21 protein-coding genes are annotated in these 25,522 nt (G+C 70.5%); 13 read left to right on the top strand and 8 right to left on the bottom strand.

All coding sequences use genetic code 11. The features are described 5' to 3' along the window. Window positions 1-66: 66 nt before the first annotated feature. Window positions 67-522, top strand: a complete 456-nt coding sequence (locus tag R2K23_RS11220) for a transglycosylase family protein (protein WP_316516686.1) — start codon at window positions 67-69, stop codon at window positions 520-522. A gap of 3 nt (window positions 523-525) precedes the next feature. Here R2K23_RS11220 and R2K23_RS11215 read toward each other — a convergent pair whose 3' ends face one another. Beyond that, a complete protein-coding gene (locus R2K23_RS11215) occupies window positions 526-1,629 on the bottom strand; it encodes a pyridoxal-phosphate dependent enzyme (RefSeq protein ID WP_316516685.1) in 1,104 nt (367 codons plus the stop codon). An 82-nt stretch (window positions 1,630-1,711) separates the two neighbouring features. Between R2K23_RS11215 and R2K23_RS11210 the strand changes: the two genes are divergently transcribed. Further along, window positions 1,712-3,022: a cytochrome P450 gene (locus R2K23_RS11210; RefSeq protein WP_316516684.1), complete on the top strand. Its 1,311-nt coding sequence runs from the start codon at window positions 1,712-1,714 to the stop codon at window positions 3,020-3,022. On the opposite strand, the gene R2K23_RS11205 is transcribed toward R2K23_RS11210, so the two are convergent. Next, window positions 3,019-3,429 (bottom strand): hypothetical protein, encoded by a 411-nt coding sequence (locus R2K23_RS11205; RefSeq protein WP_316516683.1) that lies wholly within the window; start codon window positions 3,427-3,429, stop codon window positions 3,019-3,021. The genes R2K23_RS11210 and R2K23_RS11205 overlap by 4 nt on opposite strands. 64 nt (window positions 3,430-3,493) lie before the next feature. Here R2K23_RS11205 and R2K23_RS11200 point away from each other — a divergent pair, with 64 nt between their 5' ends. Next, on the top strand, window positions 3,494-4,804 hold the full coding sequence (locus tag R2K23_RS11200) for a cytochrome P450 (RefSeq protein WP_316516682.1): 1,311 nt from the start codon (window positions 3,494-3,496) through the stop codon (window positions 4,802-4,804). A gap of 4 nt (window positions 4,805-4,808) precedes the next feature. On the opposite strand, the gene R2K23_RS11195 is transcribed toward R2K23_RS11200, so the two are convergent. From R2K23_RS11195 to bfr, 4 genes are all read right to left on the bottom strand, one after another. Then, entirely contained in the window at window positions 4,809-5,228 is a 420-nt protein-coding gene (locus R2K23_RS11195; protein WP_316516681.1) for a hypothetical protein, read from the bottom strand. Between the two features lie 79 nt (window positions 5,229-5,307). Further along, on the bottom strand, window positions 5,308-6,138 hold the full coding sequence (locus tag R2K23_RS11190; RefSeq protein ID WP_316516680.1) for an acyl-CoA thioesterase: 831 nt from the start codon (window positions 6,136-6,138) through the stop codon (window positions 5,308-5,310). Between the two features lie 30 nt (window positions 6,139-6,168). Further along, window positions 6,169-6,663, bottom strand: coding sequence for a carboxymuconolactone decarboxylase family protein (locus R2K23_RS11185; RefSeq protein WP_316516679.1), 495 nt, complete (start codon window positions 6,661-6,663; stop codon window positions 6,169-6,171). 61 nt (window positions 6,664-6,724) lie between these two features. Beyond that, complete coding sequence (gene bfr, locus R2K23_RS11180; RefSeq protein WP_316516678.1) at window positions 6,725-7,204, bottom strand: bacterioferritin; 480 nt, start codon at window positions 7,202-7,204, stop codon at window positions 6,725-6,727. A 258-nt stretch (window positions 7,205-7,462) separates the two neighbouring features. On the opposite strand from bfr, the gene R2K23_RS11175 reads away from it, so the two are divergent. Next, on the top strand, window positions 7,463-7,651 hold the full coding sequence (locus R2K23_RS11175) for a (2Fe-2S)-binding protein (protein WP_316516677.1): 189 nt from the start codon (window positions 7,463-7,465) through the stop codon (window positions 7,649-7,651). Here R2K23_RS11175 and R2K23_RS11170 read toward each other — a convergent pair. Next, window positions 7,648-8,403, bottom strand: coding sequence for an enoyl-CoA hydratase/isomerase family protein (locus R2K23_RS11170; protein WP_316516676.1), 756 nt, complete (start codon window positions 8,401-8,403; stop codon window positions 7,648-7,650). The two genes, R2K23_RS11175 and R2K23_RS11170, sit on opposite strands and share 4 nt — an antisense overlap. 11 nt (window positions 8,404-8,414) lie before the next feature. Beyond that, window positions 8,415-9,122 (bottom strand): EthD domain-containing protein, encoded by a 708-nt coding sequence (locus R2K23_RS11165; RefSeq protein ID WP_316516675.1) that lies wholly within the window; start codon window positions 9,120-9,122, stop codon window positions 8,415-8,417. A gap of 34 nt (window positions 9,123-9,156) precedes the next feature. On the opposite strand from R2K23_RS11165, the gene R2K23_RS11160 reads away from it, so the two are divergent. The 9 genes from R2K23_RS11160 to lon all read left to right on the top strand — a co-directional run bounded on the left by R2K23_RS11160 (window position 9,157) and on the right by lon (window position 25,429). Beyond that, window positions 9,157-11,154, top strand: coding sequence for an FUSC family protein (locus tag R2K23_RS11160; RefSeq protein ID WP_316516674.1), 1,998 nt, complete (start codon window positions 9,157-9,159; stop codon window positions 11,152-11,154). Window positions 11,155-11,195: 41 nt separating this feature from the next. Beyond that, window positions 11,196-12,863, top strand: coding sequence for a tetratricopeptide repeat protein (locus tag R2K23_RS11155; RefSeq protein ID WP_396893432.1), 1,668 nt, complete (start codon window positions 11,196-11,198; stop codon window positions 12,861-12,863). A 105-nt stretch (window positions 12,864-12,968) separates the two neighbouring features. Then, window positions 12,969-15,632 (top strand): ABC transporter ATP-binding protein/permease, encoded by a 2,664-nt coding sequence (locus tag R2K23_RS11150; protein ID WP_316516673.1) that lies wholly within the window; start codon window positions 12,969-12,971, stop codon window positions 15,630-15,632. After that, entirely contained in the window at window positions 15,629-17,365 is a 1,737-nt protein-coding gene (locus tag R2K23_RS11145; protein WP_316516672.1) for an ABC transporter ATP-binding protein, read from the top strand. Before R2K23_RS11150 ends, R2K23_RS11145 begins: the two co-directional genes overlap by 4 nt. Window positions 17,366-17,391: 26 nt before the next feature. Beyond that, complete coding sequence (locus R2K23_RS11140; protein WP_316516671.1) at window positions 17,392-17,871, top strand: nucleoside deaminase; 480 nt, start codon at window positions 17,392-17,394, stop codon at window positions 17,869-17,871. After that, the gene (locus R2K23_RS11135) at window positions 17,868-19,184 is read left to right on the top strand and encodes an alpha-amylase family glycosyl hydrolase (RefSeq protein ID WP_316516670.1); all 1,317 of its coding nucleotides are present in this window, start codon (window positions 17,868-17,870) and stop codon (window positions 19,182-19,184) included. The genes R2K23_RS11140 and R2K23_RS11135 overlap by 4 nt, the downstream gene beginning before the upstream one ends. Window positions 19,185-19,363: 179 nt before the next feature. Further along, window positions 19,364-21,571 carry an adenylate/guanylate cyclase domain-containing protein gene (locus tag R2K23_RS11130; protein ID WP_396893429.1) on the top strand — a complete coding sequence of 736 codons (2,208 nt, stop codon included), beginning with the start codon at window positions 19,364-19,366 and terminating at the stop codon, window positions 21,569-21,571. Then, the gene (locus R2K23_RS11125) at window positions 21,571-22,974 is read left to right on the top strand and encodes a mechanosensitive ion channel family protein (RefSeq protein WP_316516667.1); all 1,404 of its coding nucleotides are present in this window, start codon (window positions 21,571-21,573) and stop codon (window positions 22,972-22,974) included. Before R2K23_RS11130 ends, R2K23_RS11125 begins: the two co-directional genes overlap by 1 nt. 67 nt (window positions 22,975-23,041) lie before the next feature. Then, window positions 23,042-25,429, top strand: a complete 2,388-nt coding sequence (gene lon, locus R2K23_RS11120) for an endopeptidase La (protein WP_316516666.1) — start codon at window positions 23,042-23,044, stop codon at window positions 25,427-25,429. Window positions 25,430-25,522 lie beyond the last annotated feature (93 nt).

Raw genomic sequence — 25,522 nt, 5'->3', positions numbered from 1 at the left:
ATGAGTTCTTAGAGAAACCGCTGTGATGGGAGTAACAGTTGCGTCAATTGGGACGAAAGACGTCGTATGAAAGCCATCCGGAAGTTCTTCGCCACGGCCGCACTGACCGGCACCTTCCTCGCAGCCCTGCTGGCGACTTTCCTCGGAGTTTCGGCGGGCACCGCCAATGCCGACAGCGTGAATTGGGACGCGATCGCCCAGTGCGAATCGGGTGGCAATTGGTCGATCAACACCGGCAACGGTTATTACGGCGGGCTTCAGTTCAGCCCCGCCACGTGGGCCTCGAATGGCGGTGTGGGCAATCCCGCCCACGCTTCCCGCGAGGAACAGATCCGGGTGGCCGAGCGCGTGCTGACCACCCAGGGCCTCAAGGCCTGGCCCAAGTGCGGCGCCAAGGCCGGCGCGCCGTTCTCCACCATCGGCACCCCCAGCGCACCGTCGATGCCGCAGTGGCGGCCCGGCACCTACATCCGCAACACGATCAACGAAATCCTGGCCTTCGTCCCCCGCCTGCCGCGGTGATCGCTAGTCGGGCTGCTTGAGCCCGGCACCGCACAACGGCACCACGACATCGTCGCCACGCAGCGCCGCCACCTCCCCGGCGCGCTGGCGCACGGCGGCCCAGCAGACCGCCGCGGTGGGCTCCACGAACAATCCCGCGGCCGCCAGCTCCCCCCGCGCGGACCGGATCTCGTCGTCGTCGACCGTCACCACCGCGCCGCCGGAGGCGCGCACCGCGGCCAGGATCTGCGCTGCCCGCGGGGGCGCGGCGATGGCGATGCCCTCGGCGACGGTCGGCGCGCTGCGCACCGCGCCGTCGGCGGCACCCGAGGCGAACGCCGCGGCCATCGGGGCGCAGCCGGCCGCCTGCACCGCCACCAGCGTGGGCATCCGCTCGGCCAGCCCCGCGTCGACGAGCTCGACGAAGGCCAGCTGCACGCCCAGCAGCAGGGTGCCGTTGCCGACCGGGACGACGACGGTCTCCGGCAAGGAGTTGCCGCACTGCTCCCAGAGTTCGTAGCCGTAGGTCTTCACCCCGTGCAGGAAGTACGGGTGAAAGACGTGGCTGGCATAGAACATTCCGGGCTCCTCGGCGGCGGCCTGCGCCGCGGACCCGGCCTGCGCCCGGGTGCCGGCCGCGATCACCTCGGCGCCGTGGGCGCGCATCTGGGCGAGCTTGGCCGGCGCGGTGTCCGCCGGGACATACACCCGGCACGGCACCCCGGCGCGCGCCAGATAGGCCGCCGCGGCGGTGCCCGCGTTGCCGCTGCTGTCGAGCAGCGCGGCGCGCACCCCGAGACGCCGCGCCAGCGTCGCCAGCACCACCGCGCCGCGGTCCTTGAACGACAGTGTCGGCATCAGGTAGTCCAGCTTCAGCCGGACGTTCGGCAGCACCGACGCGACGAGCGGCGTGCCGCCCTCCCCCAGACTCACCGACCGGTCATATGCCACGGGTAGGACGGATTCATACCGCCACAACGAATTTCGGTGCCGCGCTGCCGGGTCGATCCCCAGCCGCGGCGCCGGTGGCGCGACGTCGAACAGCCCGCCGCACTCGCAGCGCCAACCCGGCCGCTGCACCGCGCGCACCGTCCCGCAGTCCCGGCAGATCAGGTCGGGCAGAGTCACCGTGGCTCGCTCTCCGTGACGGATCGGCGGTCGAATCCCGAATTGTGCCAGCCGACGACGCCGGATTGGTAGCTTGTCAAAGATGGGGTCCGGGACGCGCATCGCCGAGAAGATCAACGGGCAGCCCCCGCCGGGGGTGCCACTGTCCGAGGTGGACTTCAGCCGGTGGAAGTTCTGGTCGGGGGACGACGATTTCCGCGACGGCGCTTTCGCCACGCTGCGGCGCGAGGCGCCGATCAAGTTCTTCGACGAGATCGAGTTCGAGGGCTACGAGCGCGGGCCGGGCCATTGGGCACTGACCCGCTATGACGATGTGCATTTCGCCAGCCGCCATCCGGACATCTTCAGCTCCAGCCCCAACATCACCATCGGCGACAACATGCCGGAGGTTGCCGAGTACTTCGGCTCGATGATCGTCCTCGACGACCCCCGGCATCAGCGCCTGCGGTCCATCGTCAGCCGGGCCTTCACCCCGAAGGTGGTGGCCAAGATCGAGGCCTCGGTGCACGACCGCGCCCGCCGGCTGGTTTCGGAGATGATCGCGCGAAATCCCGACGGCAACGCCGATCTGGTGGCCGAACTGGCCGGCCCCCTGCCGCTGCAGATCATCTGCGACATGATGGGCATCCCCGCCGAACAGCATGATCAGGTGTTCCACTGGACCAACATCATCCTCGGCTTCGGCGATCCCGACCTGACCACCGATTTGAACGAATTCATCGGCGTGGCAATGGAAATCGGCGCCTTCGCACATGAGCTCGCCGAGGCCCGGCGCCGCGAGCCCCGCGACGACCTGACCAGCAGCCTGGTCCACGCCGAGGTCGACGGCGAGCGACTGACCTCCGCGGAGGTGGCGTCATTTTTCATCCTGCTCGTCGTCGCCGGCAACGAGACCACCCGCAACGCGATCAGCCACGGGATGCTCGCGCTGAGCCGCTACCCCGAGCAGCGCCGGATCTGGTGGGACGACTTCGCGGCCGTCACGCCCACCGCCGTGGAAGAGGTGGTCCGGTGGGCCTCGCCGGTGGTGTACATGCGTCGCACGCTGACCCGGGATTTCGAGCTCTCCGGCGTGCCGATGCGGGCCGGCGACAAGGCCACGCTCTGGTACTGCTCGGCCAACCGCGACGAGGAGAAGTTCGACAACCCGTGGCGCTTCGACGTGCGCCGCGACCCCAATCCGCACGCCGGATTCGGCGGCGGCGGCGCGCACTTCTGCCTGGGCGCCAACCTCGCGCGCCGCGAGATCGCCGTGGCGTTCGACGAACTGCGCCGCCAGATCCCGGATATCACCGTCACCGGGGAACCGGACCGGCTGCTCTCGGCTTTCATCCACGGCATCAAGCACCTGCCGGTGGCGTGGACACCCCCGGCGCCCGGCCGGCGCGGTTAGAGGGTGACGGTGGTGGGGCCCAGCGTCGTGCAGAACGCCAGCGGCGGCTGGGCCTGATCGGCGCAGCCGCGACCGCGCACCGTGTAGCTCTGGCCCGGGACGTACGGCGACAGGTACACCTGCGCCGTGCCGTAGCCGGGCAATTCTGCGCACCGGCCCGCCGAGCCGGCGGTGGACACGCACACCTGCGCCGACGTCGGCTCCGCCGTGCCGTTGCACCCCGACGGGCTCAGCGACGCGTTGACCATCTTGGTCCCCGACACCTCGACCACCCGCGGTTCGCTCATCGTGTACTGGCACAGGATCGGGTCGGTGGCGGGCTCCGCCGTGCCGACCGCCGCGGCGCCCAGGGCACCGCCGAGCATTCCGACCACCGCCATCGCGACCAACCCCGCACGCACAATCATGGCGGGAAGCCTATGTGCTGGGAGGTGGAAGCCACAACGAAACTCCCCGGGTAGCGTGAAACCCATGAAAGATCGCGTGCATTGGTTGGCGATGCACGGATTCGTGCGAGCGGTCTCGCGAGCCGCGGCCAGGGGCGGCGACCCACAGGCCCGGCTCCTCGCCGACCCCACGGTGCGCGAGGATCCGGTCGGTTTCTGCGACGAGCTGCATGCGCGCGGGCCGCTGATCCGCTGCCGGGTGAGCTACCTGACCCCGGACCACGCGGTCGCCGGCGCCGTGTTGCGCTCCGAGGACTTCCGGGTCAATTCGCTGGGCACCAGCCTGCCCGCACCGCTGCGCCGGCTCGAGGAACGCACCCGCTCCCGCAGCCTGCATCCGTTGCAGCCGCCGTCGCTGCTGGCCGTCGAGCCGCCGGAACACACCCGCTACCGCAAGACGGTCTCGTCGGTGTTCACCGCCCGGGCGGTCGCGGGCCTCCGGGAACGGGTCGAGGCCACCGCCGAGGCCCTGCTGGACCGGCTGACCGCCGAGTCGGGCGTGGTCGACGTCGTCGAGCGCTATTGCGCGCAGCTGCCGGTCGCGGTGATCAGCGACATCCTCGGGGTGCCCGACCACGACCGGGCCCGCGTGCTCGAGTTCGGCGAGCTGGCCGCGCCGAGCCTGGACATCGGTTTGACCTGGCCGCAGTATCGCCGGGTTTCCCAGGGGCTCAGCGGTTTCGACAACTGGCTGGCCGACCATCTGGCCCGGTTGCGGCGGTGCGCCGGTGACGACCTGATGAGCCAGCTGATCCGCGCCGCCGACGACGACGATCAGCTCGACGACCTCGAACTGCGGGCCACCGCGGGCCTGGTGTTGGCGGCGGGCTTCGAGACCACCGTGAACCTGCTGGGCAACGGCATCCGCATGCTGGCCGAGCACCCCGATCAGCTCGCGACCCTGCGCGGGCGGCCCGAGGCCTGGCCCAACGCCGTCGAGGAGATTCTGCGCCTGGACTCGCCGGTCCAGCTCACGGCACGCTTCGCGGCGACCGATACCGAGCTGGCGGGTAGGCCGATCCGGTCCGGGGACATGGTGGTGACCTACCTGGCCGCGGCCAACCGCGATCCCAAGGTCTTCGAGGACCCGCACCGGTTCGACGTGACCCGCCCCAACGCCAATCGGCACCTGGCCTTTTCGGGCGGCCGGCACTTCTGCCTGGGTGCGGCGCTGGCCCGCGCCGAGGGCGAGGTCGGGTTGCGCGCCTTCTTCGAACGATTCCCCGACGCCCGCATCGCCGGGGCCGGGGTCCGGCGGGACACCCGCGTGCTGCGGGGCTGGTCGCGGCTGCCGGTGCAGCTGGGCACCGACCGGGAGCCCGCGGGATCCCGCTGACGGATCAGCGCGGCGGTTCCTGCGTGCGCGGCGGTTCCTGCGTCGGCGATGGCTCCTGCGTCCCGGACCGATCCGCGGCCTTGACCTCCGGGTCGATGGAATCGGCGTGCTCGAGGCGCGCCTCGAGTTCTTCGCGGCTCTCGGTCGCGGCGCTGCGATGCTGCTGAGCGCGCTGGGCGAGCCGCTCGGCCTCCGCGGCCTTGGCCTCGGCCTCGGCCTGCGCCGCCCGGGCCCGCGCCTCGGTCTCGGTGGCCAGCGCGCTGCGGCGCTCGACCTGCACCGACTCCTGCTGTGTCTCTTCTCGGATGCGCTCGGCCTTGCCGTGCATCTTCGCGTTGCGGGTCCGACGGCCGACGAGCATCAGCACGCCCAGCACGACCAAGACCGCGACCACCGCGATGACGATCCAGACGGCACCGTCCATGACTGTTCCTTTGATCGGGGGGCCCTCGTGGTCAACGGCCCCGTCAAAAAAACGTGTTCCCCGATCCGTCGATGCCAAATCAGCGCGGCGGCGGGAAGTACATCTCCTGGGCGACCGTGCACACCAGGTCGCCGTTGCGGTTGAACATCCGGCCCTGCGCCAGGGCCACGGTGTCCACGCTGCTCGGTGAGGCCCGGTCGTAGAGCAGCCAGTCGCCGAGCACCGGCGGTCGGTGGAACCACACCGAGTGATCCCGCTGCGCCGAGGGCCCCAGCGCGGCGCCGCGCGCCGCGTACGCCGGTTCGGTCAGCGCGACCGCCGACAGGTAGGCGACCAGCGCGGCGGCCAGGTCGGGCTGCTGCGGCACGTCCCCGCCGGGCCGCCACCAGATCCGGGACCGGGCCGGCGGCAGCCGATCGGCGTCGACGATCCGGCGCTCGTACCAGCGCAAACCCGCCCACTGGCCGCTGCCGCCGTCGGCGTCCTCGGCGGCGTGTGGGGGCACCGGCGCCAACGATTCCGGTTCGGGCACGGCGGGCATCGGCGGCTGATACTCGAGGGGTTCCGCCGCCCCCGAACCGGCTGCCTTGAACGACGACATGGCCTCCAGCAACACCTGACCGTCCTGGCGCGCGGTGACCCGGCGAGCCGAGAACGTGCGCCCCTCCTGCAGTTCGACCACCTCGAAGTCCACCGGATACCGCGCATCGCCGGGGCGCAGGAAGTAGGTGTGCACGCTGTGCGCGGCACGTCCCGGCGCGGTCTGACCCGCGGCCAGCAGCGCCTGGGCGGAGATGTGACCACCCAAGATGTGATTGGCCGGGGCCGGGAGTTGTTCTCCCACAAAGTAGTTGGGTTCTACCCGCTCCAGCGCGAGGGTGGCCAGGACTTCACCGAGCGACGACGACACCCGGTCAGCTTAAGGTGCGCGCGGGAGCGCTCAGCCGCGGGCCGGGATGGTCAACGAGCAGGTCTGGCCGATGTCGAGGGTGCGCAGCATCCGCCCCATGCCGACCCACATCGCACAGGACAGGGCCAGGTCGGTCAGCAGTTCGTCGGAGTAGTGCTCGGCGGCCCGCGCCCAGAAGTCCTCGTCGTCGCGCAGTTCGGTGTGCTCGGTGGCAAACCGATGGGCGAACTCCGCGCCGAGCCGCTCCTGCTCGCTGTATCCCGGCCAGGTTCGCCACTCGTGCGCGTGGGAGTAGAGGTCCTCGTCCACCCCCGCCGCGGGACCGTCGGCGTCGCGGGTGTTGATGCACACCGCGCACTCGTTGGCGTGCGCGATCACGATGCGCGCCAGCTCGCGAACGCGCATGGGCAACCGGTTCTGGTTGTAGACGGCGTGGGTGAAGCCGGCCATCGCGCCGCCGATGTCCGGCGACTTCAGCAGCCAGCCCGCGACATCGTCGTCGGGAAAATCTCCGATTCGGCTCATGGGCGCGATGCTACGCCCGCGTCGCCACCGGTGGAACGCGTTCTAGTTTCTGGCGGTCGGGTCAGCTCGGGGGCCGGGAGACGCACTGCGCGGCGTAGAGCTCCTCGCCGAGCTTGTCCATCAACTCCAGCTGCGTCTCGAGGTAATCGATGTGCGATTCCTCGTCGGCGATGATGCCTTCCAACAGCGACGCGCTGGTGCTGTCCTGCTTCTCCCGGCACATGACGACGCCGGGCCGCAACCGTTCGAGCACCTCGTACTCGATGGCCAGGTCCGCCTCGAACTGCTCCCGCAGGGTCTGGCCGACCCGCAGCGAGAACAGCCGCTGATAGTTCGGCAGACCGTCGAGCAGCAGGATCCGGTCCGTGATCGCCTCGGCGTGGCGCATCTCGTCGAAGGACTCGGCCCGGGTGTGGGCCGCCAGTTCCGTGAATCCCCAATTGTCCTGCATCTTCGAGTGCAGGAAGTACTGATTGATGGCCGTCAACTCGCTGGAAAGCTGCTCGTTGAGCAACTTCAGCACTTCTGGATCGCCTTGCATTGGATCTCCTCGCACCAGGGGCTGTCTAGGGAGTAGAAACCGCAGTGCACGTGGGCTGTACGTCGCCACCGCGTGCCTCGAATCTAGCCCAGATCGGGAGGAAAAACACGCCAAAACACCCCGGCACCGCAAACAGCGTCGGGTAGGTAAGCCTCGCATACCTAAGGGCAGGTTGCCCTAACAATACCGCACGAGTTAGGTTAGACTGCACTAATCGCGAAACCCGCGGCCGTCGATTTCAGCAAGGAGGCACCCCTCGTGTTCGTCTGCCTCTGCACCGGCGCCACCAGCCACGAAGTCGCCGACGCCGTCTCCCGGGGGGCCTGCACATCGAAGCAGGTCGCGATCGCGTGCGGGGCCGGAACCGATTGCGGACGGTGCCGCCGGACGGTGCGGGCCATCATCGAGGCCGAGTCGGCCAAGCTCAACAGCGTTGCCGCCAGCTAACTTTTCGGCTGGTTGAAATCGGCCAGCGCCGACGCGTTGTCGGCACTGCCCATCAACTCGGCGAAGCAGGCATTTTCCCGATCACGCGCGGCCGCGATTCCGGCGGCCAGCGGCGCGGTCATCGTGCGCTTGACCGCCATCAGGCTGCTCAACGGCCGCGACGCGAGCACCTCGGCGTGCCGGCGCGCCTCCGGCAGCAGGTCGTCGGGCTCACACACCTTCCACACCAGACCCATCCGGTGGGCCTCCTGCGCGCTGATCCACTCCGAGGACATCAGCATCCAGGCGGCATTCTGCCTGCCCACCAGCTGGGGCAGCAGGTACGACGACGCCGCCTCCGGGGCCACCCCCAGACTCGTGAACGGGCACTTCAACCGCGCCGTCGTCGCCATGAAGGCGAGGTCGGCGAAGCCCAAAATCGTTGCCCCGATGCCGATCCCGAACCCGTTGACCGCACAGATCAGCGGCTTGGGGAACTCGGCGAGCGCATCGACGAGGCCCAGAAAGCCGTACTGGCCGGGCGTGAAACCCGGGTCGGTGATGCGGGCCTGCATCTCGGCGAGGTCGGTGCCCGCGCTGAACGACCGGCCGGTGCCGGTGAGCAGCACCACCGAGACCTCGGCGTCCTCGGCGGCCGCACGCAGCGCGACCGTGGTGGCGTCGTACAGCTCTTCGTCGAAGGCGTTCAATGCCTCCGGCCGATCGAGTGTCAGCGTGCGGACCCGATTCTCGTCGGCGATCGTCAACGTCACGAGCGCAGAGCCTACCCAGTGGCGCGCACCGCGGACCGCAGCACGTAACGACTCGTGGGCACGGTGTCGACGTTGCGGTTGGCGCCGAAGCGCGCCGTGCTCGCGACCATACGGTCGATCCGGGCGGCCAGATCCGCGTCGTCGGCCGCGCCGAAGAACGCCTTCAGATCGGTCACCGCGTCGGCGGGGAACAGCTCCTCGACAATCGCGGCCACCGCCGGGGCGTCCGGGGTCAACGCCCGCACCACGGCGTTCTGGGTGTATCCGAAGGTGGCCTGAGTTTCGATGGCCACCGGGGTGTGGTCGCGGTGCCAGCGGGTTCGCCAGGTCGGCTCGTCGAGCTCCGGTGGCCGCCGCAACAGCGCGACGTTGGCCAATCCCGGTGTGCGGGAACCCAACTCGACCTCGGGAGCACGCAACGGTACAGACTCGGTGACCAGATATCCGGCGACCGCGTCGGATTCGCCGGCCAGCAGCTCGACGGCGGCGGCAACCTGCGCGCCGTAATGCTGATCGGTCCACAGGCTCAGCACCGCCGCCACGGGCGGGTTCAGGGTGGTCAGGGTCATCAGCGAGTCCCGCACCGCGGCGTCCTTGACGTTGATCGTCAGTCCCGGCAATCCGAGGTCGAGCAGTTCCGCGGCGACCGGGCCGCGTAGCCGTGCGCACCATGCGTCGTCCGCGGCGGCGCACTGCGACACCAAGATCACCTTCTCCACGAACGCGAACCTACCGAGCGGCATAATGACAGCCATGTTCAGGGGCCCCGCCCTACCGCATTCGTGGCCGTACATCGGCGAAGTGGCCCGCAGTCTGCTCGGAGTGCTGCTCGCCGCGGCCGCCGCCCTGCACTGGGCCTCGCCGGCCGCCGCCGTCGCCGCCGGCGGCACCGCCGCGATCGTGGGGGCCACCGCGTTGCAGGGCAGCGCGGTCCGTCGGCTGCCGATCGCGTGCGCAGTTTCGCTGGGGCTGGGGTTGGCGACCTTCCTCGGGCACCTGAGCACCGGGCACACCTGGCTTTTCGTGCCGACCGCCCTGGCCTGGACGCTGGGCGCCGGTCTGCTGTGGGCGCTCAGCTCCGCCGCGGGCCTGGCCGCCGCAGCGGGCGGCGCGCTCCTGGTCGCCGCCGCGCCGACCGCGCTCGGCTGGTCGGCGACCTTCTGGTCCGCCCTGGGGGCGGCCGGCCTGGCCGTCGCCGCCGGGCTGCTGCAGGTGGTCCTGGTCGCCGCGTGGCCGCGCCAGCGGTGGGTGGCCCAGCGGACCGCGCTCGCCGACGCCTACGGCTGGGTCGCGACCACCGCGCGCCGGCTGGCGCTCGACCCGGCGGCGAGCTGGGATCCCACCCCGCTGATGGACCTGCGCGAGGCCGTCGGCGCGACCGATCGCCAGGCCCGCCGTCGGCCCCCGGCGTTCCGGGGCACGCACGCGTGGCCGGAACGCATTGCGATGACCGTCAACGCGCTGCGGGCCGACGCCGACGACCCCGCGGTGCGCGAGGTGCTGCTGGCGTGCGCCGACGCGCTGGCCGCCATCGGCGCCGGCGGGCGCGCCGCGGCCCTGGACGCCCGCATGGCGCTGCGCCGCGCCGAGGATCACGCCGCTGCGCTGAGTGGGTCGGCCGCGACCGCGGCCCAACGACTGCACGGCCAGGTGGCGAAGGCCGGAGCACTGCAGCTGACCGGATGGCCCACAGCCATGCACACCGGGCAGACGGCACCGCGCCGCCTGCTGACCTACCTGCGCAGCGCTTGGGGGCGCATTCTGGCGCAGTGCAACGGCGATTCCCCGATCCTGCGGCACGCGTCGCGGCTGACCGCGGCCGTGGTGATCGGCCTGGTGGTCGCCCGGGTCACCGAGACCCCGCAGGGCTATTGGATTGCCCTGACGGCGCTGTTGGTGTTGCGGCCCGAGACCGCCCACACCTACACGCGCTGCGTGTCCCGCATCGCCGGGGTCACCGCCGGCGTCGTGGTGGCGAGCGTGATCACCGTGCTGTGGCAGCCCAGCGGGCTGGTGGCCGTGACGCTGGCCGTGGCGGTGCTCGGGCTGGCCTACGCGGTGGCCGGTTACGGTGCCGTGCCGCTGTACGCCGCGTTGGCGGGCGCCATCGTCTTCCTGGTCGACCTGGGCGGGACCATCGACAGCCCCGCGATGGGCCAGCGGGTGGTGGCCACGGTGATCGGCGGTGGTCTCGCAGTGGCCAGTCATGTGGTGCTGCCCGACCGGGCCCTGGTCCGGCTGCGGCAGCGCGCCGGAGAGCTGCTGCGCGCCGAAAGTGAATATGCCGCAACCGTTGTCCGGGCGTTCGTGCATCCCCTCGCTCACCCGGAGGACACGCTGAGCTCGGTCTGGCAGCGCGTCACCCGGGCCCGGTCGGCGTTCGAGGCCGCCGCCGGCGGGGTGCGCGCGGAGATGGCGCAGGTGCGCCACTGGCTGACCGCGTATCGGGCCGCCCTCAACGCCATCACGGGTGCCTGCGCCGCGCTGGAGGGTCAGCTTGCCGCCGTCCACCACGCCACGCTGGATCCCCGGTTCGTCGTCGCCGTCGACGACTACGTGGACGCCCTGCGGGGCGAATTGCCCAGCGCCGGACAGATGTGGACCATCGACGCCCGACATCTCGCCGAGGCCGACGCCCAACTGCGGCAGGCGGCCGGAGTGCTCGGCAAACAGGACACCTCCCAACGCGTCCTGGTGGCCGAAACCGAGACGATCACTCGGCACCTGTTGACCGTCGCCGAATTATCCTGAGCCCGCGCGCTTTAGCCCCGATCGGCGTAGCGTGGCCGAACGTGGACATCCGCCGCGAGGCCCCAGAACCCTATTACGACCTCGGCGGTCACCACCGCGCGGTCGCCACCCCTTCCGAGCAAGCGCAGTTGTGGTTCGACCGCGGGCTGGTGTGGGCGTTTGCGTTCAACCACGAGGAGGCCATCGACTGCTTCGAGCGGGCGCTGGCGGCGGACCCCCAACTGGCGATCGCGCACTGGGGCATCGCGTATGCCGTCGGCCCCAATTACAACAAGGCCTGGGAGGCCTTCGATCCCGCCGACCGCACCGCGTCGCTCGCGCGCGCCCGCCGCGAGTTGGGCGCGGCGGCCCAGGGCCGGACTACGGACCTCGAGCGCGCCCTGATCGCCGCGCTGCGTAGCCGCTTCCCCACCGACGCCCCCGACGACGCCGACGCCCTGGCCGCCGGCGGGCGGGCCTACGCGCTGGCCATGGCCGACCTTGCCGACGCCCATCCCGACGACATCGACGTGCAGACGCTGGCCGCCGACGCGCTGGTGAACGTCACCGCCTGGGCGCTGTGGGACACCGCCACCGGCGATCCCGCGCCGGGATCCCTTGTGCTGCAAGCTCAACAGCTACTTGAACGAGCACTGGCCACCGACGCCGGGCGCCGCCATCCGGGACTGCTGCACATCTACATCCACACCATGGAGATGTCGGCCCACCCCGAGGCCGCCCTGCCGGCCGCAGATCTGCTGCGCGGACTGGTGCCCGACGCCGGGCATCTGCAGCACATGCCCAGCCACCTCGACGTGCTCTGCGGCGATTACCGCAGCGCGGTGGAGGCCAACCTGGCCGCCGAGGCCGCCGACCGCAAGTTCGTCGAACACGCGGGGCCGCTGAACTTCTATTCGCTCTACCGCGCGCACAATCTGCACTTCGTGGTCTACGCCGCGATGTTCAGCGGGCAGTCCCGCGTCGCGCTGCGCGCCGCCGACGATCTGGCGGCACAGTTGATCCCGGAGCTGTTGGCCATCGATTCCCCACCGATGGCCGACTGGCTGGAGGCCTTCGTCCCGTTGCGGGTACACGTCCTGATCCGGTTCGGCCGGTGGGATGACCTGATCGCCGAACCGCTTCCGGCGGACCCCCGGCTGTACTGCACGACGACGGCCACCCTGCACTACGGCAAGGGTGTGGCGCACGCGGCCAGAGGTGAACTGGCCGAGGCCGCAGCGGCGCGGGACCGCTTCGCCGCCGCCTATGAGACCATCCCGGAGACCCGCTACCTGTTCAACAACACCGCCCACGACATCCTGGCGGTGGCCGCCGCCATGCTGGACGGCGAAATCGACTATCGGGCCGGCAATTTCGCCGGCGCGTTTGCGCATCTGCGCCGCGCCATCGAGCTGGACGACGGGCTGCCCTACGACGAGCCGTGGGGCTGGATGCAGCCCACCCGGCACGCCTACGGCGCGTTGCTGCTCGAGCAGGGCCACGTCCAGGAGGCCGCCCGCGTCTACGAGGCCGACCTCGGCTTGGACCCCACGGTCAGCCGGCCCTGCCGACACCCGAACAACGTGTGGAGTCTGCACGGCTACCACGAATGCCTGCAGCGGCTCGGCCGCACCGGGGAGGCCGCGATCATCGAGCACCAGCTCGAACTCGCCGTCGCCCGCGCCGACGTGCCGGTGCGGGCGTCGTGCGCGTGCCGGCTGTCGACCTGAGCCGACGAACCTGCACCGCCGCGCCGCGACAGGTGAGGCTACCCTTAGTCAGCAGCCGCTGGGCGGCATCGCGGCCGAATCCCGGACCGCGGGAGAGGGGCGAGGATGGCACGCGGTTTCCAGGGCGTGATGATGAAGGGCTTCGGAGCCCGCGACCACCAGGCGACCGTCGTCGAAACGTTCCTGGTTGCGCCGCGTTTCCTGCGGGTACGGATGGTCTCGCCGACGCTGTTCGAGGACGCGGTCGTGGAGCCGACGTCGTGGTTGCGATTCTGGTTCCCCGACCCCGAGGGCTCCGACACCGAGTTCCAGCGCGGCTACACCCTCTCGGAGGCCGACCCGGAGACCGGCCGGTTCGCCATCGACGTCGTGCTGCACGAACCCGCCGGTCCGGCCACCACGTGGGCCCGCAACGCCACCGCGGGCGACACCGTCCCGGTCGTGGTGCTGGGGTCTCGAGGCTTCAGCGTCCCCGAGGCGCCCGAGGACCAGCCCGCCGGTTATCTGCTGATCGGCGACCCCGCCTCGATCCCGGCCATCAACGGCATCATCGAGGCGGTCCCCCACGACCTTCCCATTGAGGCCTACCTCGAATATCACGACGACGACGACCGGCTGATCCCGATCGCCGAACACCCCCGACTGCGCGTGCACTGGGTGCTGCGGCGCGACACCGGCTCGTTGGCCGCGGCCATCGAGGCCCGCGACTGGTCCAACTGGTACGCCTGGGTGACCCCGGAGGCCGGTTCGCTGAAGGTGCTGCGCACCCGGTTGCGCGACGAGTTCGGCTTCCCCAAGTCCGAGATGCACCCGCAGGCGTACTGGACCGAGGGCCGCGCGATGGGCTCCAAGCGCGGCGACGAGAAGCCCGCCGACAAGAAGTCCCCGGTCGCCGAGACCCCGGTGGCCCAGGGTCCCGCGGCCGAGACCGACGCGGCCGCACCAGCGCCGGCCCCCGCGACCCCGACCCCGGCCGTCGCCGCGACTCCGACCCCGGCCGTCGCCGGGGCGACGGCGTCGCCGGGCAGCTGGCGTGCCCAGGGCGCCGGGCGACTGCTCTCGCCGCTGAAGACCCCGCTGATCGTCTCCGGCGTGTTGCAGGCGGTGATCACGCTGGTGCAGCTGGCGCCGTTCGTGCTGCTGGTCGAGCTGGCCCGGCTGCTGCTGACCGGCGCCGAGGCCGAGCGGCTGTGGACGCTGGGACTCACCGCGGTCGGGCTGCTGGGCACCGGCACGGTGCTGACCGCGGGGCTGACTCTGTGGCTGCACCGGGTGGACGCGAACTTCGCCCGCTCGCTGCGGTCGCGGCTGCTGACCAAGCTGTCCAAGCTGCCGTTGGGCTGGTTCACCGAGCGTGGCTCCGGTTCCATCAAGCAGCTGGTGCAGGACGACACCCTGGCACTGCACTACCTGATCACCCACGCCATCCCCGACGCGGTGGCCGCGGTCGTCGCCCCGCTGGCGGTGCTGATCTACCTGTTCGTGGTGGACTGGCGGTTGGCCCTGGCGCTGCTGGTCCCGGTGCTGTTCAGCCTGGTGCTGATGTCGGTGATGTCGATTCAGTCCGGCCCGAAGATCGGGCAGTCGCAGAAGTGGTCGGAGCGGATGACCGGCGAGGCCGGCGCCTACCTGGAGGGCCAGCCGGTGGTGCGGGTCTTCGGCGGCGCGGCGGCGTCCACCTTCCGCCGTCGGCTCGAGGAGTACATCGACTTCCTGGTGGACTGGCAGCGGCCGTTCGTGGGCAAGAAGACCCTGATGGATCTGGTCACCCGGCCGTCGGCCTTCCTCTGGCTCATCATGGCCGTCGGCACACCGCTGGTGGTGGCCGGAAGGATGGACCCGGTGAACCTGCTGCCGTTCCTGTTCCTGGGCACCACGTTCGGGGCTCGCCTGTTGGGCATCGCCTACGGCCTGGGCGGGATCCAGGGGGGCATGCTCGCCGCCCGGCGCATCCAGAGCGCGCTCGACGAGAACGAACTCACCCTGCACACCGCGGATTCCGCCGGGACCGACGCGCCCGGGGGCACCGTGTCCTTCGATCGCGTGACCTTCGGCTACCGGCCCGGCGTCGCGGTGCTCGAGGACATCAGCCTGCAGTTGCGCCCCGGCACGGTGACGGCCCTGGTCGGCCCGTCCGGCTCCGGCAAATCCACCCTGGCCGCCCTGCTGGCCCGCTTCCACGACGTGGGCCGGGGCGCCATCCGCATCGGCGGCAGGGATATCCGCACCCTCGAGGCCGACGACCTGTACCGGCAGGTGGGTTTCGTCCTGCAGGAGACGCAGCTGGTGGCCGGCACCGTGGCCGACAACATCGCGCTGGCCCGGCCGGACGCCGGCGCGGCGCAGATCGAGGCGGCCGCCCGCGCGGCGCAGATCCACGAGCGCATCATGGCGCTGCCGCAGGGCTACGACACCGTGCTGCAGGCCGGTTCGGGACTGTCCGGCGGCGAACGCCAACGCCTGACAATCGCCCGGGCGATCCTGGCCGACACCCCGGTGCTGATCCTCGACGAGGCCACCGCCTTCGCCGACCCCGAATCGGAATTCCTTGTCCAGCAGGCACTCAACCGACTGACCCGGGACCGCACGGTGCTGGTGATCGCGCACCGCTTGCACACCATCACCGGGGCCGACCAGATCGTGGTGCTCGACCACGGCCGCATCGCCGAGATCGGCACCCATGACCAGTTGTACGCCGCCGAGGGGCGGTACCGCGCGCTGTGGGACTCCGGTCGGGGTGTCACCGCGGTTGAGGAGGCCCGCCGATGATCCGCACATTGCTCGCCCTCATCCCAGCCGACCAACGCGGCAGGATCAACGTCTACGCCGCGCTGACGGTGACCTCGGTGCTGCTGCGCGCGGCGGCCACCGTGCTGTTGGTGCCGCTGGTCGCGGCGTTGTTCGGCGACACGCCGGCGCAGGCCTGGCCCTGGCTGGGCTGGCTCACCGCGGTGACTGTCGCCTGCTGGATCGTCGACACCAGCACCGCGCGTAGGGGTTTCGACCTGGGGTTCAAGCTGCTCGACCACACCCAGCACGATGTCGCCGACCGGCTGCCCAACGTCCGGCTGGACTGGCTGGACGCCGACAACACCGCCACCGCCCGGCAGGCGATCGCCTCGACCGGCCCCGAACTGGTGGGCCTGGTGGTCAACCTGCTGACACCGTTGCTCGGCGCCATCCTGTTGCCGGCGGCGATCGCCATTGCCCTGGTGGCGATTTCGCCGCCGCTGGGCCTGGCCGCCCTGGCCGGGGTGGCCGTTCTGCTGGGCGCGATGTGGGCGGCCGGCCGGCTGTCCCGCCGCGCCGACGCCGTCGCCGACGAGTCCAATTCCGCGCTCACCGAGCGCATCATCGAGTTCGCCCGCACCCAGCAGGCGCTGCGCGCGGCCCGGCGGGTGGCGCCGGCCCGCAGCCAGGTCGGCGCGGCGCTGGAGGCCCAGCACGGCGCCACGCTGCGCCTGCTCACCATGCAGATCCCCGGGCAGCTGCTGTTCAGTCTGGCCAGTCAGGTCGCGCTGATCCTGTTGGCCGGCATGACCACGCTGCTGACCGTGCGCGGCCAACTCGGCGTGCCCGAGGCCATCGCGTTGATCGTGGTCATCGCGCGTTACCTGGAACCCTTCAGCGCGCTGAGCGAACTGGCGCCGGCCATCGAGACCACCCGCGCCACCCTCGGTCGGATCCAGGCCGTGCTGGACGCCCCCACGCTGTCCGCGGGATCCGCCGCGCTGGCGTCCGCGCGGGCGCCGCGCATCGAGTTCGACGGCGTCACCTTCGGATACGGCGACCAACCGTTGCTCCGCGACGCCAGCTTCACGCTGGAACCCGACGCCACCACCGCGATCGTCGGCCCCTCGGGATCAGGTAAGAGCACCATCCTGGGGCTGATCGCCGGCCTGCACGAGCCGCAGGGCGGCCGGGTCCTGTTCGACGGTGTGGACCTGGCGACACTCACGCCGGCCGAGCGCCGCGCCGCGGTCAGCGTGGTCTTCCAGCATCCGTACCTGTTCGACGGCACGGTCCGGGACAACATCCTGGTCGGCGACCCGCAGGCCACCGACGATGCCGTCGCCGACGCCATGCGCCTGGCCCGGGTCGACGAGTTGACCGCCCGCCTCCCCGACGGGGACCAGACCGTGGTCGGGGAGGCCGGCGCCGCGCTGTCCGGCGGCGAGCGGCAACGGGTCAGCATCGCCCGCGCGCTGGTCAAGCCCGCGCCGGTGCTGCTCGTCGACGAGGCCACCAGCGCCCTCGACACGGAGAACGAGGCGGCCGTGGTGGACGCGCTGATCGCCGATCGGCGTTCCCGCACCCGGGTGATCGTCGCCCATCGGCTGGCCAGCATCCGACACGCCGACCGGGTGTTGTTCGTCGAAGCCGGCCGCATCGTCGAGGACGGCAGCATCGAGGCGTTGCTGGCCGCCGACGGACGCTTCGCCGAGTTCTGGACCCAGCAGCAGGCCGCGGCCGAATGGCAGATCGCCACGGCCACGCCGTAGCACCGCGGTGCGTAGACTCAGCGAGCGTGGCCGTGACCGAGGTGGACATCGAATACCTGGCGCGCTGTGTCGAACTGGCACGGGAGGCGCTGGCCGCCGGCGACGAGCCGTTCGGCTCGATCCTCGTCGACGCCGACGGCAAGACGCTGTTCGAGGACCGCAACCGCGTCGCCGGCGGCGACGCGACCGCGCATCCCGAGTTCGCCATCGCCCGGTGGGCCGCGGCCAACGTGCCACCCGTGCGGCGCATCCGGACCACCGTGTACACCACCGGCGAGCACTGCCCGATGTGCGCGGCCGGGCACGCCTGGGTGGGGTTGGGCCGCATCGTCTACGCCACCTCCTCGGCCCAGCTGTCCGGCTGGCGTGAGCAGTGGGGCGCGCCGCCCTCCCCCGTCGCCGCGCTGCCCATCGCCACGGTGGCGCCGCGCGTCGTGGCCGAAGGCCCGGTGGCCGAGTTCGAGGACGAGATGAAGGGCTTGTACGAGGCCAGGTTTCGGCCGTGACCCCCGAGTGGGTCGCCCACGCGATCTGGTGGCAGGTCTATCCGCTCGGCTTCGTCGGCGCCCACCCGGCCGACCCCGCCCCGGCGCCTGCCGAACACCGGTTGCGCCGGGTCACGGCCTGGCTCGACCATGCGGTGGCGCTCGGCGCGTCCGGCATCGCGCTCGGGCCCGTGTTCGCCTCCCGCACGCACGGCTACGACACCACCGACCACTACCGCATCGATCCGCGACTCGGTGACGACGGCGACTTCGACGAGTTGGTCGACGCCGCGCACGACCGCGGCCTGCGGGTGCTGCTCGACGGTGTCTTCAACCATGTGGGTGTCGATTTCGAGCGCCATCGCGCGGCACTCGACGGCGACCCGGCGGCCCTGAAGTGGTTTCGCCGCGCACCGCGAACACCGGGTGGGTTCGCCACCTTCGAGGGCCACGGCGACCTCATCGCGCTCGATCACGACCACCACGAGGTTGCCGAGTACGTAGGCGACGTGATGGCGCACTGGTTGGGCCGCGGCGCCGACGGCTGGCGGCTGGACGCGGCCTACGCGGTCCCCCCGCACTTCTGGGCCCGGGTGCTGCCGCGCGTGCGCGCTGCCTACCCGCAGGCCTGGTTCGTCGCCGAGGTGATCCACGGCGACTACCCGGCTCTGGTGACCGAGGCCGGCTTCGACTCCGTGACGCAGTATGAGCTGTGGAAGGCGGTCTGGAGCGCGCTCAACGACGGAAACTTCCACGAGCTGGACTGGGCAATGCAGCGGCACAACGGATTCCTGGACTCCTTCGCCCCGTTGACCTTCATCGGCAACCACGACGTGACCCGCATCGCCACCCAGCTCGACGATCCCCGCCACGTGGCGCACGCACTGGTGGTGCTGATGACCACCGGCGGCGTGCCCAGCGTGTACGCCGGCGACGAGTTCGGCTTTCAGGGCCTCAAAGAGGAACGGTTCGGTGGGGACGACGCCATCCGCCCCGAGTTCGGTTCTCCCCCATTGCCGGTCGACGACGCCGCCGCCGAGATGTTCGCCCTGCACCAATTCCTGATCGGATTGCGGCGCCGGCACCCCTGGCTGCACCGCGCCCGCACTGAGGCGCTGCTCTTGGACAACCGCCGCTACCTGTACCAGAGCACCGCCACGGGCGAGACGCTGCTGGTCGCGCTCAACCTGACCGATGACCCCATGCCCGTGCGGATCCCGGACCACGGGTACGCGCAGGCGCGGGTGGTGGCCGGCAGCGGTGCGCCGCCGGAGCACACCGGTGCCGACGCCGTCGTCCCCGCGCACGGCTGGCTCATCCTGGCCCCGCTCTGAGGCGGCGCGGACCCGAGGGTCATTAGCTGCGGCAAACGCCTCGCCGCGGGCTCGACGGGTGCTTTCGGCGGCCTCCAGCGTCGAAATCTGCTCGCGAATCCGGCCGGTGCGACGACCAAATCCGGCTGGTAAGTGCAAATCCGACCGCAAAGGCGCTACTCTGCTGCCGTGGTGAAGCGATGACGGCAACGGAGCCGCCCCCAGGACAAGAGACCGCTACTACCGACCCCCGCAGCCTTACCGACTTTGCTCGGCGTTGGCGCGGTCACAGGGTGTCGCGGATGAGCATCCAGTCCAAGCTGTTGGTGATGCTTCTGGTGACCAGCGTCGTCTCGGCGGCGGTGGTCGGTTTCATCGGCTACGAGTCGGGCCGAAGCTCGTTGCGCGAGGCCGCCTTCGACCGGCTGATCGAGATCCGCGAGCGTTCGACGCGGTTGACCGAGACACAGGCCCAGGAACTCACCGATTCGCTGGTGATCTACACCCGAGGCGCCAGCACCGTGAACGCGATGCGGGACTTCAAGCGCGCCTTCGCCGAACTGAACGGCGAGGATGTCACCGTCACCCCGGCCCAGCAGCGGGCGATCGAGACCTACTACGAAACCAAATTCAAGCCCCGCGCCGACTCCATCACCGGCCAGGACCTCGACGTGGACGGCCTGTTGCCGACATCGCAGGCGCAGCGCTATCTGCAGGCCGTCTACACCGCGCCCTATGACATCGAGAACTATTCGATCGACGTCAGCGACGCGGGCGACGGCAGCGCCTGGTCGGCCACCAGCGCGCGATACCACGACTTCTTCCGGGAGATCGTTACCCGCTTCGAGTACGACGACGCGCTGCTGATCGACCTGGACGGCACGGTGGTCTACAGCGCCTACCGCGGCGTCGATCTGGGCACCAACATCCTGGACGGGCCCTACCGCGACGCAAAGCTGACCGACGCCTTCGACAAGGTGATCACCTCGCACAACGTCGATTTCGTCATGGTCACCGACTTCGACCAGTACCTGCCGAGTTACAACGAACCGGTCGCCTGGTTGATGTCGCCGATCGGCGAGGCCGGCCGGATCGAGGGTGTGCTGGCACTGCAGTTCCCCATAGAGAAACTCAACGCCACGATGACCGCCAACCGGCAATGGGAGGCGGTGGGCATGGGCGAGACCGGCGAGGTGTTCCTGGTCGGACCCGACGACCTGATGCGTACCGATTCCCGGTTGTTCCTGCAGGATCCGGAGGAATACAAGCGTCTCGTCATCGCCAACGGAACCCCCGCCCACGTGGCGGACCGCGCCATCGAGGCCGGCGGCACCACGCTGATCCAACCCGTTACCGGTGAAGCCTTCGAACGCGCCAGGCGCGGCGAGAGCGGGACGCTGGTCCAGCGCGACTACCTGGGCCACGAAACCCTGATGGCCTACGGCCCGGTCGACATGCCCGGCGTGCAGTGGAGCATCGTGGCCACCGTCGACACCGACGAGGCGTTCGCCCCGGTGCAGCGGTTCACTCGCAACCTGGTGTTGTCCACGGTCGGCATCATCTTCCTGGTGTGTCTGGCCTCGATGTGGTTGGCGCGCATGTTCGTCCAGCCCATCCGCCGGCTCGAGGCCGGGGCCCAGCGCATCAGCGCGGGCGACCTGGACACCACCCTGCCGGTGACCTCGCACGACGAATTCGGTGATCTGACCGTCTCATTCAATGACATGTCCCGCAATCTGCGGGTCAAAGAGGAGCTGATCAACCAGCAGCGCAAGGAGAATGATCAGCTGCTGCTGTCGCTGATGCCGGCCAAGGTCGTCGACCGGTACCGTGAAGGCGACGAGGTGGTGGCGCAGGACCACCAAGACGTCACCGTCATCTTCGCCGACATCGTCGGGCTCGACGAGTTGTCCACGCAACTGGACTCCGAGGATCTGCTGGCGGCGGTCAATCAGTTGTTCCGTCAGTTCGACGCGGCGGCCGAGAACATCGGCGTGGAGCGGGTGCGCACCATGCGCAACGGCTACCTGGCCAGCTGCGGCCTGAACGTGCCCCGGCTGGACAACATCGGCCGCACCCTGGATTTCGCCGTCGAGATGCAACGGATCATCGACCGGTTCAACGCGCAGACCGGGCACCGGCTGGCGCTGCGGGCCGGTATCGACACCGGGGCCGTCACTTCCGGGCTGGTCGGCCGCACCCACGTCATCTACGACATGTGGGGCGCCGCGGTGAATCTCGCGTACCAGGCGCAGAGCGGTCCGACTCAGCCGGGCATCTACGTCACCAGCGCGGTGTACGACGTTATGCGCGATACCCGGCAGTTCAAGGAGGCCGGGGAGATCAACGGCGACACGGCCAAGGGCGGTGCCGGCGCGACCATCTGGCGGCTGGCGGAGTCGTCCTGATGGGTTCCCTGCTGGGCTCGTCCTGGTTCTACTGGGCCGTCGCCGTCGCGGTCGGCCTACCCGCCCTGCTGGTGGCGCTGACCGAACTGCACCACGTGCTGGTCAAGCGTGGCAGCCATCTGGCCCGGCCGGTCAACCTGATTCGTATCTACGTGCTGCCACTGGGCGCCCTGCTGGTGCTGATGGTCAAGGCCTCCGACGTGTCGCCGGAGGCGACCTCGACTCGGGTGGTGGCCACGGCGCTGGGTTTCACCGTGCTGATCCTGCTGCTGTCCGGGACCAACGCCACGTTGTTCCAGCGGGCCCCGGAAGGCAGCTGGCGCAAGCGGATTCCGTCGATCTTCCTCGATGTCGCGCGGGTGGTGCTGATCATCCTGGGATTGGCGCTGATCTTCTCCTACGTCTGGGGAGCCAACGTCGGCGGCCTGTTCGCCGCGCTGGGCGTCACCTCGATCGTGCTCGGCCTCGCGCTGCAGAACTCGGTGGGCCAGATCATCTCCGGGCTGCTGATGCTCTTCGAGCAGCCGTTCCAGCTCGGCGACTGGCTGGACACCCCGGCCGGGCGCGGCCGGGTGCGGGAGGTCAACTGGCGCTCGGTGCACATCGAGACCGGCGACGGGCTGACCATCACCCCGAACTCCGTGCTGGCCGGTGCGTCGTTCACGAACCTGAGCCGACCGGCCACCGCCCACCGGATCCTCGTCGAAACCAGCTTCGGCGCCTCGGACCCGCCCGACCGGGTGTGTGCGGTGTTGACCGCGGTGGCCGCGGGGTTGCCGCACCGCGCCGACACGCCACCGACCTCGGTCCCGTTGGGCGGCGGCGCATATCGGACCTCGATCCCGTTGCGCAGCCCGTCGGACGACGGCGCCGCGAAGGCCACCTTCCTGCGCTGGCTCTGGTACGCGGCGCGGCGCGCCGAACTGCATCTCGACGGCGCCGAGGATGACTACTCCACCGAGAAGCGGCTGTGGGAGGCCCTGCCCGTCGCCACCCGCTCGCTGCGCCTGACGCCCGCCGATCACCGTTTCCTGCTGGACAAGGTCCGGTTGATCCGCTTCGGCGCCGACGAACAGGTCCAGGCCGTGGGCAGCGTGCCCGAGTCGATGCGGTTCGTGGTCAGCGGCAAGGTTCGCCTCCTCGCCGCCGACGACCACGGTGGAAAGATCACCGTGCGGCTGCTGGAAACGGGGGACTTCGTGGGCCAGACGTGCCTGACCCGCGAACCGACCGCGGCCAGTGCGGTCGCCGTCGGCGAGGTGACCATGCTCGAGGTCGGCCGCGCGGAACTCGAGAAGCTGACCAGCGGGCGCCCCGGCATGCTGCACGAGATCGGCCGCGTCATCGACGAGCGCCGGCACGATTTCCGTCAGGCGCTCCGCGCGCAGGCCGACGTCAACTGAAGCGGGCACCGGGAACAAATCCACCACCACCAAGGTTGAGCGCAGGAGAATCAACTTTGGAGGTCCGATGTCCGAAACCACCGCTGCGCCGGTCGCGGTTCCCGTCCTGTTCGTGACCGAACCGATCGTGCTGCCCGGCATGGTCGTGCCGATCGCCCTCGACGACGCCGCACAGGCCGCCGTCGAGGCCGCGCAGGCCAGTGCCCACGACACCTCGGCGCGGCTGTTGATCGCGCCCCGCCTCGACGACCGCTACCCCACCCACGGCGTGTTGGCCTCGATCCTGCAGGTCGGGCGCATGCCCGGCAGCGGCGGTCAGGCCGCCGTGGTCCGCGGGGAGCGCCGCGCGCACATCGGCGCCGGCACCACCGGCCCCGGCGCGGCGCTGTGGGTCGAGGTCACCGAGGCCGACGAGGACACCGCCGGGTCGGGCGCCGACGTCAAGGCCCTGACCGGCGAATACAAGAAGCTGCTGCTGGCCATGCTGCAGCGGCGCGAGGCCTGGCAGATCATCGACTACGTCAACGGCATAGCCGATCCGTCGACGCTGGCGGACACCGCCGGCTACGCGTCCTATCTCAGCGCCGAGCAGAAGCGCGAACTGCTGGAGACCACCGACGTCGCCGAGCGGCTGCGGCTGCTGATCGACTGGACCGGCGAGCACCTCGCCGAGGTGGAGGTCACCGACAAGATCGCCGAGGACGTCCGCACCGGAATGGACAAGCAGCACAAGGAGTTCCTGCTGCGCCAGCAGCTGGCCGCCATCCGCAAGGAACTCGGCGAGCTGGACCCCTCGAGCGCCGACGGCGCCGGCGGGGTGGCCGACTACCGGTCCCGCATCGAGACCGCCGACCTGCCCGAGCAGGTCCGCGACGCCGCGCTGCGCGAGGTCGACAAGCTGGAACGGACCAGCGACCAGAGCCCGGAGGGCGGCTGGATCCGCACCTGGCTGGACACGGTGCTGGACCTGCCGTGGGGCGTCCGCACCGAGGACTCCACCGACCTGGCGGGGGCCCGGGCCATCCTGGACGCCGACCATCACGGGCTCGACGACGTCAAGGAACGCATCGTCGAGTACCTGGCCGTGCGGGCGCGGCGCGCCCAGCGCGGGCTGGCCGTCGTCGGCGGTCGCGGCTCCGGCGCGGTGATGGTGCTCGCCGGTCCCCCGGGCGTCGGCAAGACGTCGCTGGGTGAATCCGTGGCCCGCGCTCTGGGTCGCAAGTTCGTCCGGGTGGCGCTCGGCGGGGTGCGCGACGAGGCCGAGATCCGCGGCCACCGTCGCACCTACGTCGGGGCGCTGCCGGGCCGGATCGTCCGCGCGATCGGCGAGGCCGGCTCCATGAACCCCGTGGTGCTGCTCGACGAGATCGACAAGGTCGGTTCCGACTATCGGGGCGACCCGAGCGCGGCGCTGCTGGAGGTGCTCGATCCGGCGCAGAACCACACGTTCCGCGACCACTACCTGGACTTGGATCTGGACCTGTCCGATGTGGTGTTCTTGGCGACCGCCAACGTGATCGAGAACAACCCGGGACCGCTGCTGGACCGGATGGAGTTGGTGAACCTGGACGGCTACACCGAGGACGACAAGGTGGCGATCGCCCGCGATTATCTGCTGCCCCGGCAGCGTGAGCGCGCGGCCCTGTCCGAGGGCGAGGTTCGGGTGAGCGACGCGGCGCTGCGCAAGATCGCCGCCGACTACACCCGCGAGCCGGGGGTGCGCCAGTTCGAGCGGCTGCTGGCCAAGGCGCTGCGCAAGGCGGCGACCCTGCTGGCCGGCGCGGACGCCGAGGCGCCGATCATCATCGACGAACCCGACCTGGTGGCCTTCCTGGGACGGCCGCGGTTCCTGCCGGAATCGGCCGAGCGCACCGCGGTCCCCGGGGTCGCCACCGGGCTGGCCGTGACGGGGCTCGGCGGCGACGTGCTCTACATCGAGGCCGGCGCCGCCGGGACCGGGACGGGCGGGGAACCGACGTTGACCCTCACCGGCCAACTCGGCGAGGTGATGAAGGAGTCCGCTCAGATCGCGCTGTCCTACGTGCGCTCGCACGCCGAGCAACTCGGCGTCGACCCGGCCGCGCTGGACCGGAACATCCATGTGCACGTGCCGGCCGGCGCGGTGCCCAAGGACGGCCCGTCGGCGGGCGTGACGATGGTGACCGCGCTGGTCTCGATGGCGACGGGGCGCCAGGTGCGCGGCGACGTCGGGATGACCGGAGAGGTGACGCTCAACGGCCGGGTGCTGCCGATCGGCGGCGTCAAGCAGAAGCTGCTGGCCGCCCAGCGTGCCGGGCTGTCCACGGTGTTCATCCCGCAGCGCAACGAGGCCGACCTCGACGACGTCGACGCCGAGGTGCTGGCCGCGCTGGAGGTCAGGCCCATGACCGATGTCGCCGACATCGTCGCCGCGGCGCTGGAACCGCTGCCGGCCGAGGTCGTCAGCGCGGCGTGACGCCGGATCGCCGTCAGGGTTGTGATCGCTGCCGTGATCACAACCCTGACGGCATTGTCGAATGTCCCTAGACTCGGAAACCGGAGCATTCCC

The organism is Mycolicibacterium sp. MU0050 (assembly GCF_963378085.1).
GTDB lineage: Bacteria > Actinomycetota > Actinomycetes > Mycobacteriales > Mycobacteriaceae > Mycobacterium > Mycobacterium wendilense.
This window is presented reverse-complemented; position numbering and strand designations above follow the sequence as displayed.